Genomic DNA, 15142 nt, shown 5'->3' on the forward strand with positions numbered 1-15142 from the left:
GAAGTCCCGCGCCTGCCGCCATATTGACAGTGTGCCGTCAAGTCGCTCTCATGCATGGGAGCGCTCCCATATTTCCCCCCGCCCCGAGGAGGCGCACATGACCACCCACCCCCGCCGCTTACTGCGCAGACCCTGGACGGCGGCCGGCTCAGCCGTCGCGCTGGCCCTGTCGCTCTTCGTCGCCATGCCCGCCGGCGGACCGGCCGCGGCGGCGGAGTCCGCGCCCGGGTGCCAGGTCGACTACACCGCCAACGAGTGGACCGGCGGCTACACGGCCGAGGTCCGCGTCACCAACGAGGGCCCGGCGCTCAGCGACTGGCGGCTGACCTGGACGTACGCCGGTGACCAGCGCATCACCTCCGGCTGGAACGCCACCGTCACGCAGACCGGCCACGCCGTGACCGCCGTCAGCACGGCGTGGAACGGGGCGGTGGCCGAAGGCGGCACCGTCTCGTTCGGCGTACAGGGGACCGCGCAGTCGGGCGGCCCGGCGCCCGCCGACTTCGCCCTCAACGGCGTCTCGTGCGGCGGCGACGGCACCACGCCCCCGACCACACCGCCTCCCACGACACCGCCGCCCACCACGCCGCCCTCCGCCGAGTGCGGTGACGCGGTCGTCTGCGACGACTTCGAGGACCAGGCGGGCCCGGCCCCCGCCGGGAACTGGCGGTTCACCGCACCCGACTGCCAGGGCACCGGGACGGCCGCCGTGGACACGGGGACCGCGCACAGCGGCACCCGCTCGCTGAGGCTCGACGGGAAGGCCGGCTACTGCAACCACGCCTTCGTGGCCTCCACCGCCGATCTGTCGGCGGTCGGCCCCGTGCTGTACGTCCGCATGTGGGTGCGCCACACCACGGCGCTTCCGGCGGCGCACGTCGCCTTCGTGTCGATGCCCGACAGCTCCCAGGGCGGCAAGGCCCTGAGGATCGGCGGGCAGAACGGGGCGCTCCAGTGGAACCGGGAGATCGACGACGCGACGCTCCCGGCGCAGAGTCCGACCGGGGTGGGGCTGAGCAGGCCCCTGCCGACGGGCAGTTGGCAGTGCCTGCGGTTCGCGGTCGACACCTCGGCCCCGGGGCTCGACACCTGGCTGGGCGACGAGCAGGTGCCTGGCCTGCACGCCGACGGCGTCCCCACGCGTGACGTGGACGACCAGTGGCTCTCGCGGACCACCCCGCCCCGGCCCACCGCCCTGCGGCTCGGCTGGGAGAGCTACGGGGTCGGCGACGACACCCTGTGGTTCGACGACGTGGCCGTGGGCTCCGCGCCGATCGGCTGCTGACGGGTGGGCGCGTACCGGCCGTGGTGTCCGGTACGCGCCCGCGCGTGCGTGGTCCGGTTCGTCGTGGTTCGTCCGGGTACCCGGAGGGCGGACTGTCCGCCCCGCAGCGTCTGCGCGCTGCGGGCCACGCGAAGGAGAGGCGCCATGAGCGAGACCACCCCCAGCCAGGCCGAAGGCGGACGGGACGAAGAGGAGACGGACCGGAACGGGCAGGACCAGCCCTCGCGCACCACGCCCTCCCAGGCAGAGGGCGACCGGCGGGACGAGGGGAGCGAGGAGGACGGGCGGGGAAGCCCCGCCTGAGGACACGAGCGACCGCCGGCGGACCGGCGGAGGCGTCTCCGCTCCCGCCGGGTCACTCCATGCCGAGGTGGCCGCGCAGGGTGCCGACCGCCGCGGCGGCTTCCAGGACGTGCGGGACGGCCCGGTCGGCGAGTTCGGGGTCGGAGGTGACCACGTTGATCGCGGCCCGGACGGGCCAGCCCGGCAGGGGGGCCGCGATGCCGTGGGCGCCGATGTTCACCTCGCTGTGGGTGATGACGTAGCCGGCCTCGCGGATCGCCTGCACGCGGGGCGGTTCGGTGGTGCGCGGGGACCCGGAGGCCAGGGCGGCCAGGCCGCCGGAACCGTGGTCCAGGGGGTCGCGGCTGCCCTTGCGGTACCAGAACAGCGGGCCGTCCGTCGGTGGTTCGGCCACCACCGTGGTGACCGCGGCGGTGCCGACGGCCTCGACCAGGCTCGCGGTGGCGTCCAGGCGGCGGGCGAGGCGTTGCAGGACGGGCTCCGCGACGGACCGCAGGCTGGGGCCGGCGCCACCGAGGAGCCCGGTCACGGCCGGGCCCACGGTGTAGCGGCCGCTGTCGTCGCGCGCGGCGAACCCCGTCCGGTGGAGCGAGACGAGCAGCCGGTGCGTGATGGAGCGGTGCAACCCCGTCGCGGCCGACACCTGACTGGTCGTCACACCCTCCGGGTGGCGGCTCAGTTCGACCAGGAGGGCGAGTCCGCGCTCCAGGGTCTGCGAGCCGCCGCTCTCGGAGTCGTTCGGCGGTGTCATTCCACCTCTTCGGGGAGCGGCCGGATGGTGGGGAGGATCCTGCCACGGACCTCGCCCAGGCCGATGCGCCCCCGCGCGCCGGGCGCCGAGTAGCGCAGGACGACCTCGTCGCCGTCCTGGAGGAACGTGCGCTCCTCGCCGCCCGCCGTCCAGGTCTCCTTGCCGCCCCAGGACAGTTCGAGGAACGAGCCGCGCTGGTGCTTCCCGGGGCCGGAGATGGTGCCCGACGCGTAGAAGTCGCCGACCCGCAGCGAGGCGCCGTTGACCGTGAGGTGGGCCAGCATCTGCGCGGGCGACCAGTACATGGACGCGTACGGCGGACGCGCCACCACCGTGCCGTTGACCTCGACCTCCACGTCGATGTCGTAGCCCGACGGGCCTTCCTCGCGCAGGTACGGCAGTACGGCGGGTTCCTGGCCGGGCAGCTCGGTGCGGGCGTGCTCCAGCGCGGCGAGCGGGGTCACCCAGGCGCCGATGCTGGTGGCGAAGGACTTGCCCAGGTTGGGGCCGAGCGGGACGTACTCCCACGCCTGGATGTCGCGCGAGGACCAGTCGTTGACGCCGGTGACGCCGAACACGGTCTCGGCGAACTCGGAGGTCGCGACGCGCTGCCCGAGCGGGACCGTGCGGCCGACGACGAAGCCGAGTTCGGCCTCGATGTCCAGGCGCAGGGACGGGCCGAAGGTGGGCGCCGGGTCGGTGGGTGCCTTGCGCTGTCCGGCGGGGCGGTGCACCGGGGTGCCCGAGACGACGATGGAGCCCGCGCGGCCGTGGTACGCGACCGGCAGATGGCGCCAGTTGGGCATCAGCGCGTCCCCGTCGGGCCGGAAGATGCGCCCGACGTTCGTGGCGTGGTCCACGGAGGCGTAGTAGTCGACGTAGTCGCCGACCTCGAACGGCAGGTGCAGCGTGACATCGGCCAGCGGCACCAGGCGGACGCGGTCGCGGTGCGCGGTGTCGGTGAGCAGGCCGGTCGCCCAGGCCCGGACCTCCGCCCACGCCGTCGCGCCCGCGGCCATCAGCGGGTTGAGCGCGGGCGCGTCGAGCAGCGGAGCCCAGTCGGGGCGCAGGCCGGTGGCGGCGGCGCCCAGGTCCAGGACGTGGTCGCCGATGCGGACGCCGACGCGCGGGGCGGTGTCCGTGGTGGAGAAGACGGCGTACGGGAGGTTGTCCACGTCGTACGCGCTGCCGGCCGCGGCCTCGACCCAGGTGACGGGGTGGGTGGTCATACGTGGTGCCCTTCGGTGACGGGTGGTCAGGTGGTGGCAGGGCCCAGCAGGCCCAGGCCGGTCAGGTCCTCGAGCGGTTCGAGCACGCTGCACGACCCGTACGAGACGAACGCCTCCCGCGCGGCGGCGGTCTCGGCGGCCGGGAGCGCGGTCACGCCACGGGCCAGCGCCTCCGGGTCGCGCTCGGCCAGGGCCGCGCGGACATCGGGCAGGGACGCTCCGGCGCGGGCCCGTGCGGTCGCCAGGAGCACGTTGAGGTAGCCGTGGTGCTCGAATCCGGTGGCGGCGGCGGTGTGCCGGACCGCGTGGTGCAGCCCGGCCGTGCACTTGAAGGCGGCCCCGGCGGCGACGGCCCCGTGGATCCACGCCGCCACCTCGTCCTCGGCCGGGAACGCCGCCGCCTCGGTCCCGCCGGTGCGGAACTTCAGCCGGAAGCCCTGGCGTACGACCAGCGCGAGAGCCTCTTCCCACTCCGGCGCACCGGGGCGCGGCACCTCGACGTACACCGTCCCGGGGAAGCCCAGCGCGGCCGGCTCCTCGATCTGGGGTCCGAGCGGCCGGGCGGGGTCCGGCTTCAACTCCAGGGCCGCCGGCACCAGCCGGTCGGTCCCCGCGAAGGCGGCCAGGACCGCCGGGAGCGCGGCCGGTCCGGCCACCACGCTCACCCGCAGCCCGCCGGGGAACAGCCGGGGTCCGGCCAGCCCGGCCAGTTCACCGAGCCGGTCGGCGCCGATCACCAAGGGGCCCACGAGCTCGGCGTGGCCGGACGCGAGATGCCCGGCGTGATCGGCCACGGCGCGCGGCAGCGGAGCCAGTCCGGGCGGGAAGACCGCGGCGTCGTCCACGAGGTGACGGAAGGCGAGAGGGAAGGGCACGCGCGACACCCTAACCGAGGAGACCGCAATGCGGACGGATCGTGTTCCGATATCGGTCACGCGGCCCCCGATGGCCCGGTGGGAGCTTCAAGAATGCGCAATGGTCTAGGCCAACTCATTGACGTGAATGCGTCATCCTTCGATTCTGGCGGCACCTTCTCCCGACAGGAGCCTCCATGAGACGTCTTCGCGCTCTGCTCTCCGGCGTGGCCACTGCCGCCCTGGCCACCGCAGGGCTCGCGGCCTTCGCCGCACAGCAGGCTTCGGGTGCGTCCGCCGACGCCGCCGCGCTCTCCAACCGGTGGTACGCCGCCGCCCCCTATCTGATGCCGCACGACAACAACCCGCCGGACGCGGGCGCCATCATGGACGCCACCGGCCTCAAGGCGTTCCAGCTCGCCTTCATCCTGGCGCCCAACGGCGGTGGCTGCAGCCCCACCTGGGACGGTACGTCGCCGGTCTCCTCGGACACCGCGGTCGCCTCCGTCATCAGCGCGATCCGCGCCAAGGGCGGCGACGTGTCGGTGTCCATCGGCGGCTACGGGGGGACGAAGCTCGGCCAGACCTGCTCCGACGCGGCCTCCACCGCCGCCGCTTACCAGCAGGTCATCACCAAGTACCAGCTGAAGGCCATCGACTTCGACCTGGAGGAACCGGAGTACGAGAACACGGCCGCCATCGCCCGCGAGATCGGCGCCGCCAAGATCCTCCAGCAGAACAACCCGGGCCTCTACGTCTCGGTCACCACGGCGGCGACCGCCGACGGCACCGGATGGTTCGGCAAGCAGATGCTCAACGAGGCCAAGGCGCAGGGCTTCACGCCGAACAACTTCTCCATCATGCCGTTCGACGGCGGCTTCAACGGGGCCGCCGCCCAGACGAGCGCCCTGACGAATTTCAACGCGATCCTGCGCACCACCTTCGGCTGGGACGAGGCGACCGCGTACGCCCACGAGGGCTTCTCCGGCATGAACGGCCGCAGCGACACCGGGGAGTACTTCACCCAGGCCGACTTCCAGACCGTCCTGGACTTCGCCACCGGCCACCACATGGACCGCTTCACCTTCTGGTCCCTCAACCGCGACCGCCAGTGCACCCCGCCCGACAACAACGGCAAGACCTCCGGAACGTGCAGCAGCGTGGCGCAGGCCGACTGGGACTTCGCGAAGTACTCGGTGAGGTTCGCGGGCGTCACCCCGCCCACCACCACCCCGCCGACCACGCCGCCCCCGACCGGCGGCTGCACCGCCGCCGCGTGGAGCGCCGGCGCCGTCTACACCGGCGGCAACACCGTCTCGTACGGGGGCCACACCTGGAAGGCCAAGTGGTGGACCCAGAACGAGACGCCCGGCTCCACCGGTGAATGGGGCGTCTGGCAGGACCTCGGCCCCTGCTGACCCACTGACCCGCCGATGACCCGCCGGTCCGGTGGGCCGCCCCGGCCCCGGCCGGGGCGGCCCGTACCACGGACCCGCCCGCACGTGTCACCCGCTTTGCTCACCCCCACCACCCTGCGGCTAGTTTGTGTCCAGCACAGACGGGCGGTCCGTGGCGGCACAGGCGCACGGGGACGAGAGGTCGGGAAGAGTGTCGCTGCGCGCAGGCGATCCAGCCGAGATCGGCGGTTATCCGCTGGAGGCGCGGCTCGGTTCAGGTGGCATGGGCACGGTCTTCCTGGCCCGTACGAGCTCCGGCCGGCCCGTCGCGATCAAGCTGATCCACCAGCAGTTCGCCGGCGACAGCGAATTCCGTATCCGCTTCCGCCAGGAGGTCGAGGCGGCGCGCCGGGTCAGCGGCGCCTTCACCGCCGCCGTGGTGGACGCCGCGCCCGAGGCCGAGCAGCCCTGGATGGCGACCACCTACATCGAGGGCCCCACCCTCGCCGAGCGCATCGCCGCCGAAGGCCCGCTGAACGGGTCCGGACTGCGCAACCTGGCCATCGGACTCGCCGAGGCGCTGCGCGACATCCACCGCGTCGGGGTCGTCCACCGCGACCTGAAGCCGTCGAACGTCGTGCTGTCCCCCGAAGGGCCGCGCGTCATCGACTTCGGCATCTCGCGCGCCGCCGACCAGCAGACCCTGACGATGACCGGACGCGTCATCGGCACCCCGCCCTTCATGTCGCCGGAACAGCTCCAGGCACCGCGCGGCGTCGGACCGCGCTCCGACGTCTTCTCGCTGGCGACCCTCCTGGTGTACGCGGCCACGGGCCACGGCCCCTTCGACGCGGACAGCCCCTACCTCACGGCCTACCAGGTGGTGCACGAGGAACCCTCGCTGGACGCCGTACCGGCGGCGCTGCGCACGGCCGTCGAACCGTGCCTGGTCAAGGAGCCCGAGGGCCGGCCCTCGGCCGACGAGCTCCTGGAGCTGCTACGGGACCTGCCCGCCGACCTCGGCGGCGCGGCGGCGGCCGGGCGCGCCCCCGGCCGTACCCGGGACGTGGCCACCCAGCACCACCTGGCCACCCGCGACACCCCGGCGCCGGCCACCCCCGCCCCGGAGGAGACCGGATCCCTCGGCGGTCGACGACTGCGCGGCCGCTGGCGGCCCGTGCTCGCGGCGGCGGTCGCCGTGGCGGCGATCGGCGGGGGAGTCGCCGCCCTCCAGGCGGGCGGCTTCGGCGAGGAGCCGGACGACGGCAAGGCCCGCACGGTCGCCGCGCCCGCCGGCACCCTGCCCGACGGCTTCAGGCCCTGGCGCGTGACGGTGGCGGGCGGCCGCGAGGACATCCCGGACGAACTGCGGTGCGTCGCCCGCGCCGACGCCGTGTTCTGCGGGGGCGGCGGGGTCATCGCCGCCCGCATCGACGTCCGGGACGGCTCACGCGCCTGGACGGCGAAGAGCCCGGGCGTGCCCGTCCAGGGCCTGCACCTCGTCGGCGCCACCGACGACACCGTGCTCGGCTACCGCATCGCCGCCCAGGACGACCCGCGGGGCACCTCCGACGAGGTGGTCGCCCTCGACGCCGACAGCGGCGAGGAACTGTGGGCCACGCCCTCCGGCGCCCAGTCGACGGCCGTCACCGGCCGGACCCGGGACGCCGTGGTGCTCGGCACCGACGTGATCACGGTCGACGCCTCCGACACCGCCTTGGAGGCCAGGGACGCGCACACCGGCGACCTCGCCTGGACGGCGCCGTTCCCCGCCGGCTCCCGGTGCGCCCCCGTCCCCGTGGGCACCCGGCTGCTCGCCATGTGCGCGACCGACGCCGAGCTCGATGCCTCGGCGGTGCGCCACCCGGCCCTGTACCCCCTCGACCCGGCCTCCGGCACCTGGGGCGAGGCCATCGCGGTCGACGGCCCCGCCGTGCCGGTGGGCGTGGCCGGCGGCCGGCTGGTCCTGCTCAGGGAACACCTGGACGGACCGGCGCTCACCGGTTACGACGCGGTGGTCCAGGTCGACCCGGCCTCCGGGAAGGTCACGGACGCCCCGCTGCCCACCACGTACGCGGGCACGCCCGGCATGGCGGACGGCACCGCGTACGTGAGCGGGCGGACCGGCCGCGTCACCGCGTTCGACCCCGCCACCGGCCGGAAGAAGTGGTCCCGGCAGACCAGCGTGGAGGGCGCTTCCGGTCCCGTGGCCGGGGACGGTGCCCTGTTCTTCAGCTCCGCCACCGGCCGTGTGGTCGCCCTGTCCCCGTCCGACGGCACGGTGCTGTGGGCGACGGACCCGAGGGCCGACGGTCCGACCGGCGAGGAGGGCGCGAGCCCCCGCGTGGCCGTCGCCGGGCGCGCGGTGATCGTGGCGGCCGCCCGGAACACCCTCTTCGCCTTCGACGCCGGCCACCCGCCGAAGTCGGGCTGACGGTCGCCCCCCCGGGCCCCGTCTACAGTGGCCCGCATGAACCGCTGGACCGAACTGACCGGAGACACCTCGGGCGAGGACTACGCCGCCCGCTTCGCGGCCCTGGCCCGCAGCGGCAAGGACATGCACGGCGAGGCAGGGTTCTGCGCCGCCCTGGTGCCCGCCGGGGCACGGGTGCTGGACGCCGGCTGCGGCACCGGCCGGGTCGCGATCCGGCTCGCGGAGCTCGGGTACGACTGCACCGGCGTGGACGTCGACGCCTCGATGCTGGCCGTCGCGCGCGAGCAGGCGCCCGGGCTGCCCTGGTTCCGGGCCGATCTGGCCGCGTTCGACCCGGCCGCGTTCTCCATCGACCCGGGGTTCGACCTCGTCGTCGCCGCGGGCAACGTGATGGCGCTGCTCGCCCCCGGCACCGAGGCCACCGTCGTCGCCCGCCTCACCGGAGCGCTGCGCCCGGGCGGTCTGCTGGTCGCCGGGTTCGGCCTGGACGAGGCCCACCTCCCCGTACCTCCCGGCCTCACGCTCGCCGAGTACGACGCCCACTGCGCCGCCGCGGGGCTCGCCCCCGTCGACCGCTTCGCCACCTGGGACGCCGCCCCGTACGACGGCGGCGGCTACGCGGTGAGCGTGCACCGGCGGGGGGACGGCTAGTCGGGCCGCGGTTCCCGTCGCGCACAGGGCCTTCGGGAAGGCTGGCTCGACGCGGTGCATGCCCGTGCGGCCGCCGGACCTCGTGCGGGCGGAGCCGCAGCGCGGACGGCGGGACGAAGGTGCCCCGCACCCGTACCAGGTCCGTCACCGGGTTGCGGCGAGGGCGCAGAGCAGGACGGCCGCGGGCGGCCGACGACGGCGCCCCCTGGCCGTACGAGCATGCAATCCCCCGGGCGAACCATTGTTCCCCGGGGGCAATATACGGCGCCCGTTGATCCATTCCATCGCGTGTTCGTATTGACTTGGACTAGGTCCATCGTAGGATCGGTTCCGGCCGAAGCCAGGGCAGGACGCCCCCTCCGGGCGAGACCGGTCAGGCCACCCGCCCCCCACATTCTCAGAGCACCGAGATCCGCCCCGTCCGGAAGGAATTCCATGACTGAGAACCACGACGCGATCGTCACCGACCCCAAGTCGGAGGAGGCCGGCGGCTGCCCCGTCGCGCACGGTCGCGCGCCGCACCCCACCCAGGGCGGCGGCAACCGCCAGTGGTGGCCGGAGCGGCTCAACGTGCGGATTCTCGCCAAGAACCCCGCCGTGGCCAACCCGCTCGGCGAGGACTTCGACTACGCCGCGGCGTTCAACGCGCTCGACCTGCCCGCCGTCAAGCGGGACATCGCCGAGGTGCTGACCACCTCGCAGGACTGGTGGCCCGCCGACTTCGGCAACTACGGCCCCTTCATGGTCCGGATGGCCTGGCACAGCGCCGGCACGTACCGCATCAGTGACGGCCGCGGCGGCGCGGGCTCCGGCCAGCAGCGCTTCGCCCCCCTCAACAGCTGGCCGGACAACGCGAGCCTCGACAAGGCGCGGCGCCTGCTGTGGCCGGTCAAGAAGAAGTACGGCAAGAACCTCTCTTGGGCCGACCTGCTCGTCCTCACCGGGAACGTCGCCCTGGAGACCATGGGCCTGAAGACCTTCGGCTACGGCGGCGGCCGCGCGGACGTCTGGGAGCCCGACGAGGACGTGTACTGGGGCCCCGAGACCACCTGGCTCGGCGACGAGCGCTACACCGGGGACCGCGAGCTGGAGAACCCGCTCGGCGCCGTGCAGATGGGACTCATCTACGTCAACCCGGAGGGCCCCAACGGCAACCCGGACCCGATCGCCGCGGCGCGCGACATCCGCGAGACGTTCCGCCGCATGGCGATGAACGACGAGGAGACCGTCGCCCTGATCGCCGGCGGCCACACCTTCGGCAAGACGCACGGAGCCGGTCCCGCCGACCACGTCGGCCCCGACCCCGAGGCGGCCCCGATGGAGCGCCAGGGCCTCGGCTGGGAGAGCTCGTACGGCACCGGCAAGGGCGGCGACACCATCACCAGCGGCCTCGAAGGCATCTGGACGGACACCCCCACCACCTGGGACAACAGCTTCTTCAACATCCTCTTCGGCTACGAGTGGGAGCTGTTCAAGAGCCCCGCAGGCGCCCACCAGTGGCGGCCGAAGGACGGCGCCGGCGCGGGCACCGTGCCCGACGCGCACGACCCGTCGAAGAGCCACGCCCCGACCATGCTCACCACCGACCTGTCGCTGCGCTTCGACCCGGCGTACGAGCAGATCTCGCGGCGCTTCCACGAGAACCCGCAGGAGTTCGCCGACGCCTTCGCCCGCGCCTGGTTCAAGCTGACCCACCGCGACATGGGCCCGGTCGTCCGCTACCTCGGCCCCGAGGTCCCGCAGGAGACGCTGATCTGGCAGGACCCGCTGCCCGAGCGCACCTACGAGCTGATCGACGCCGCCGACATCGCCGCGCTCAAGGAGAAGGTCCTCGCCTCCGGCCTGTCCGTCTCCGACCTGGTCTCCACCGCCTGGGCCTCCGCCTCGTCCTTCCGGGGCAGCGACAAGCGCGGCGGCGCCAACGGCGCGCGCATCCGCCTCGAACCGCAGAGCGGCTGGGAGGTCAACGACCCGGACCGCCTCGCGGGCATCCTGCGTACGCTCCAGTCCGTCCAGGAGTCCTTCAACGCCGAGCAGACGGGCGGCAAGCAGGTCTCCCTCGCCGACCTGATCGTCCTCGCGGGCGCCGCCGGGGTCGAGAAGGCGGCCAAGGACGCAGGCACGGACATCGAGGTGCCGTTCACCCCGGGCCGGGTCGACGCCTCGCAGGACCAGACCGACGTGGAGTCCTTCGTCGAGCTGGAGCCCGTCGCGGACGGCTTCCGCAACTACCTCGGCAAGGGCAACCGGCTCCCCGCCGAGTACCTGCTGCTCGACCGGGCGAACCTGCTCAACCTGAGCGCGCCCGAGATGACGGTCCTCGTCGGCGGTCTGCGCGTCCTGGGCGCCAACCACCAGCAGACCTCGCACGGTGTGCTCACCGACGCGCCGGGCACGCTGACCAACGACTTCTTCGTCAACCTGCTCGACATGGGCACGACGTGGAAGTCGACGGCCGACGACCAGAGCGCCTTCGAGGGCCGCGACGCCGTCACCGGTGAGGTCCGCTGGACCGGCACCCGCGCCGACCTGGTCTTCGGCTCGAACTCCGAACTGCGCGCCGTCGCCGAGGTCTACGCGAGCGACGACGCCAAGGAGAAGTTCGTGCGCGACTTCGTCGCCGCCTGGGACAAGGTCATGAACCTGGACCGGTTCGACCTGGTCTGACGACGCCGCAAGGGCCGGCCCCCGACGTGGGGGCCGGCCCTCGCTGTTGCCCGGGTGGCGTCAGGCGGTGGCCACCGCGAAGACGTGGATGATCCCGCCGTCCGTGGCGGACGGCAGCGTCACGGACGCGAGCTGCTTCCCGGCCTGGAGCGCGATGGGCGCCGTCGTGAAGACCTCGGTGCCCACCGGGTCCTTTCCGCCGCCCTGCACATCGCGGTACTCGGTGTGCACCGCCACCGTGTTCCCGTACGACGGCTGCTGCGAGCCGCCGCCCAGCGTCCAGTCGCTGAAGCCGATCTCGGCCTGCTGCGTGGTGCCGTCGGTGTACGTGAGCGTCACCGTGCCCGACGCCTTGCCCTCGGCCGCGCTGCCGAGGAACGCCAGCTTCGTGTCGCCCTGCCCGGAGGAGACGTTCAGCACCTGGGGGCTCGTACCGACCACCTCGATGTTGTCGGGGTCACCGGCGTTCACCTTCGGCCAGCTGAAGTCGAAGCCGCCCGAGGAGACCGTGCCGCCCGGCTTCGCACCGGCCGCCGCGAGCGCCTGGGCCGAGTAACTCCAGCCCTCACCGTCGAAGTTGGCCTGCGGGTTCGCGTCGTCCGCCGAGATCCCGGTGCTGTTGCGGTTCCACAGCAGGCCGTTCCTCTCGGCGACCGTCACCGCCGCCGACGTCTTCGGCAGCTCCGTGCCCGACGAGGACGTGAGCGTCACCGGGACCGTGTAGTAGCCCTCGGCGGTGTCCTTCCCCGCCGACACGGTGAGCTTCGCCTGCGCCGCGCCGCTCGCCGGGACCGTGAAGTCGCCCTCCGACGGGGTGACGGTGACCCCGTCCGGCGCCTCCGCCTTCCAGTGCACGGTGGTGGCCTTCGTCTCCAGGCTCTGCACCTTGACGACCGTCTGCGTGCCCTCACCGCCGGGCTCGACCTTGAGCTGGTCGGGCGACGCACCCGTGAAGTACTTCAGCCCGCCGCCGGGGAAGGACGGCGGGGCGTCGGCCGGTGCGCTGCCCCACGAGGTGTCGGGCGCCGTGCCGAGCGTGAAGTCCAGCCGCCCGCCATGCTCCACGAGCGAGTCATCGACCCAGGTCTTCGTGGACGTACGCCCGTTCACCTTCAGCCCGTGGATGTAGGTGTGGTCCGCCGAGGCGGCCGGCGCCTCGATGGTGATCCTCTTGCCGTGCCCGGTGTGCACCACCGCGTGCGGGAACAGCGGCGCGGTCAGCGTCAGATCGGCGCGGCTCGGGTTCTGCGGATACACGCCGAGCGCCGAGAAGACGTACCAGGACGACATGGTCCCCGCGTCGTCGTTGCCCGGAATCCCGCCGGGACCGTCGGTCCACAGCTGGTCCAGCTCGGCGCGGACCGTCTCCTGCGTCTTGTACGGGGCGCCGAAGTAGTTGTACAGGTAGGGCGCGTTGATGTCGGGCTCGTTCGTCGGGTCGTAGCGCGTGTCGTCCTTCGCCGAGAAGTCGAACTTCCCGTCCGGCGTACGGAAGAACGCGTCGAGCCGCTCGGTGGCGCGCTCGTTGCCGCCCATCGCGCCGGCGAGACCGGCCACGTCGGAGTAGACCATCCAGGTGTACCGGGCGCTGGTGCCCTCCACGAACCCGGCTCCGGTGCCGGGCGTGAAGGTGCCCGCCCAGCTGCCGTCGGACTTCCGGTCGCGTATGTACCCGCCGTGCTCGGTGGCGTTGGCGTCGAACACGTTCGTCCAGTTGCCCGACCGGTCCAGGAACCTCTCGGCGTCGCCCTTGTTGCCCAGCCGCCGGGACAGCTCGGACAGACCGTAGTCGGCCGCCGCGTCCTCCAGCGTCTCGGCCGCCCCGCCCCAGCAGTGGCAGTTGTCCGCCGGTACGTAGCCGAGCTCCAGGTACTTGTCGAGTGCGGGGCGCTGGCCCACGCACTCCACGTTGCAGCCGGAGCTGTCGGAGTCGTTGGCGGTCGGCACGGTCGCCGCCTTCACCAGCGACTTCAGCGCGCCCCTGACGTCGAAGTCACGGCCGCCGAAGGCGTAGATCCCGGCCAGCGCCGCGTCGGAGGGGTCGCCCGACATCACGCTCGTCTTGCCGTTCTCCAGCAGCCAGCGGTCCCACTCCCCGTCCCGCTGGTTGGCGTAGTTGAACAGGGACTGCGCGTAGTCGCTGCCCGCCCGCGGGTTGAGCAGCGCCATCAGCTGCACCTGCGCCCGGTACTGGTCCCAGCCGGAGAAGGTGCCGTACTGCGCCTTCTGCCCCTTGGACAGCCGGTGCGGCTTGCGGTCGGCGCCGAGGTAGCGGCCGTCCACGTCGCTGGTGAGGGTCGGCTCCAGCATGGAGTGGTAGAGCGCGGTGTAGAACGCGGTGCGCTGCGTGTCGGTGCCGCCGCCGATCTCGACGGCCTTCAGCGCCTTGTCCCAGTTGGCCGCGGCCTGCCGCCTCACCGCGTCGAAGCTCCTGCCGGGCCCGTTCTCCTTACGGAGGTTGGCCTCGGCGTTCGCGGCGCTCACGTATGAGACGGCCACCTTGGCGCGCGCCTCGGTGGTGCCGTCCGCGAAGGTGATGTACCCGCCGGAGCCCTTGCCCTCCACGGCGTTGCCGGACGAGCTGTAGCCCGTACCACCGGAGGCGGAGGTGGAGCCGGGGGTGAGGGTGCCGTCCTTCCAGGTGCCGACCTTCGCGAAGGGCTTGTCGAAGTGGGCGGTGAAGTACAGCGTGTAGAGGTCCTTGCGGTTGTTGGCGCTCTGCGGTCCGCAGAAGTTGCCCGCCGTGACCGAACCCGTCACCGTCCGCGCGGCCTTGTCGATCCGCACGGTGGCGTCGGTGCTGCCGGTCTCCGAGTTGGAGGTGCGGAAGAGCATGCTGGCGGGCTTGTCCGCCGGGAAGCCGAACTTCCCCGACCCCGTCCTGGCCGTCGTGGTCAGCGCCGCCGAGGCGCCACTGGCCAGGCCGACCTTGTAGTACCCGGCGCTCGCCGTCTCGTCGTCGTGCGAGAAGTCGCCGGCGTACTTCGCGTCCGTGGTGTCCGAGGTGGGGGAGGAGTCCACGTCGCCCACGTACGGCATGATCGGGATGTCGCCGTTCGCGCCCGAGCAGCCCACACCGTTGAGGTGGGTGAGGCTGAAGCCGCGGATCTTCTTCGCGTCGTACTGGTAGCCGCCGGGAGCGGGCGTCGAGACCTGCTTGCCCCTCGAATTCTGCGGGCTCCACGCCAGCATGCCGAACGGCTGCACGGCACCCGGGTAGGTGTTGCCCGCGTTGGACGTGCCGATGAGGGGATCGACGTACGACACCGGGTTCTTCACGAGATCCCTGCCCGGCGCGGCCGAAGCGGGGGTGGTGGCGACCGCGAGCCCCGCGACGGCCATGGCGGCGGCCGTGACGGAGCCCACGGCCCGGATCGCGGTGTGCGTACGACGTTTGTGCGTCTGTGGCACCGTTCCTGCCCTTCTGATGTGACGGACGGTCAACGCGGCGCGAGGCCGGCGCCGTGACCGCGGAGGAACGACGTCGCCCCGACAACGTTGTCAACGACGTGAGGATGCTCCTCCTGCCGGTCCGGGGTGTCAAGGCTCCCCGGAATCCGCCCGTCCGGCC

At 73.0% G+C, this 15142-nt stretch carries 10 protein-coding genes; 6 read left to right on the plus strand and 4 right to left on the minus strand.

Annotation, left to right across the window (positions count from 1 at the left end; all coding sequences use genetic code 11):
- Positions 1 to 97 precede the first annotated feature (97 nt).
- Both ABZ565_RS17500 and ABZ565_RS17505 read left to right on the plus strand, forming a co-directional pair.
- Positions 98 to 1285 carry a cellulose-binding domain-containing protein gene (locus ABZ565_RS17500; RefSeq protein WP_361026912.1) on the plus strand — a complete coding sequence of 396 codons (1188 nt, stop codon included), beginning with the start codon at positions 98 to 100 and terminating at the stop codon, positions 1283 to 1285.
- Positions 1286 to 1429: 144 nt separating this feature from the next.
- Entirely contained in the window at positions 1430 to 1588 is a 159-nt protein-coding gene (locus ABZ565_RS17505) for a hypothetical protein (protein ID WP_361026915.1), read from the plus strand.
- Positions 1589 to 1640: 52 nt separating this feature from the next.
- Here the strand turns inward: ABZ565_RS17505 and ABZ565_RS17510 are convergent, their stop codons facing one another.
- From ABZ565_RS17510 to ABZ565_RS17520, 3 genes are read right to left on the minus strand one after another with little or no spacing between them, the layout of a single operon-like run.
- Complete coding sequence (locus ABZ565_RS17510; RefSeq protein ID WP_361026918.1) at positions 1641 to 2339, minus strand: helix-turn-helix domain-containing protein; 699 nt, start codon at positions 2337 to 2339, stop codon at positions 1641 to 1643.
- Complete coding sequence (fahA, locus tag ABZ565_RS17515; RefSeq protein ID WP_361026921.1) at positions 2336 to 3568, minus strand: fumarylacetoacetase; 1233 nt, start codon at positions 3566 to 3568, stop codon at positions 2336 to 2338. The genes ABZ565_RS17510 and fahA overlap by 4 nt, the downstream gene beginning before the upstream one ends.
- A 26-nt stretch (positions 3569 to 3594) precedes the next feature.
- The gene (locus tag ABZ565_RS17520) at positions 3595 to 4443 is read right to left on the minus strand and encodes a hypothetical protein (RefSeq protein WP_361026924.1); all 849 of its coding nucleotides are present in this window, start codon (positions 4441 to 4443) and stop codon (positions 3595 to 3597) included.
- A 176-nt stretch (positions 4444 to 4619) separates the two neighbouring features.
- Here ABZ565_RS17520 and ABZ565_RS17525 point away from each other — a divergent pair, with 176 nt between their 5' ends.
- The 4 genes from ABZ565_RS17525 (at position 4620) to katG (ending at position 11571) form a co-directional block, all read left to right on the plus strand.
- Positions 4620 to 5840, plus strand: coding sequence for a chitinase (locus ABZ565_RS17525; RefSeq protein ID WP_361026927.1), 1221 nt, complete (start codon positions 4620 to 4622; stop codon positions 5838 to 5840).
- A gap of 190 nt (positions 5841 to 6030) precedes the next feature.
- Positions 6031 to 8253, plus strand: a complete 2223-nt coding sequence (locus ABZ565_RS17530; protein WP_361026930.1) for a serine/threonine-protein kinase — start codon at positions 6031 to 6033, stop codon at positions 8251 to 8253.
- Between the two features lie 36 nt (positions 8254 to 8289).
- Positions 8290 to 8904 carry a class I SAM-dependent methyltransferase gene (locus tag ABZ565_RS17535; protein ID WP_361026933.1) on the plus strand — a complete coding sequence of 205 codons (615 nt, stop codon included), beginning with the start codon at positions 8290 to 8292 and terminating at the stop codon, positions 8902 to 8904.
- Between the two features lie 435 nt (positions 8905 to 9339).
- Entirely contained in the window at positions 9340 to 11571 is a 2232-nt protein-coding gene (gene katG, locus ABZ565_RS17540; protein WP_361026936.1) for a catalase/peroxidase HPI, read from the plus strand.
- Positions 11572 to 11631: 60 nt separating this feature from the next.
- On the opposite strand, the gene ABZ565_RS17545 is transcribed toward katG, so the two are convergent.
- Positions 11632 to 14913: a GH92 family glycosyl hydrolase gene (locus tag ABZ565_RS17545; protein ID WP_361027005.1), complete on the minus strand. Its 3282-nt coding sequence runs from the start codon at positions 14911 to 14913 to the stop codon at positions 11632 to 11634.
- Between the last annotated feature and the right edge of the window lie 229 nt (positions 14914 to 15142).

The sequence above is a fragment of the Streptomyces sp. NPDC016469 genome (assembly GCF_040632905.1).
Taxonomy (GTDB): domain Bacteria; phylum Actinomycetota; class Actinomycetes; order Streptomycetales; family Streptomycetaceae; genus Streptomyces.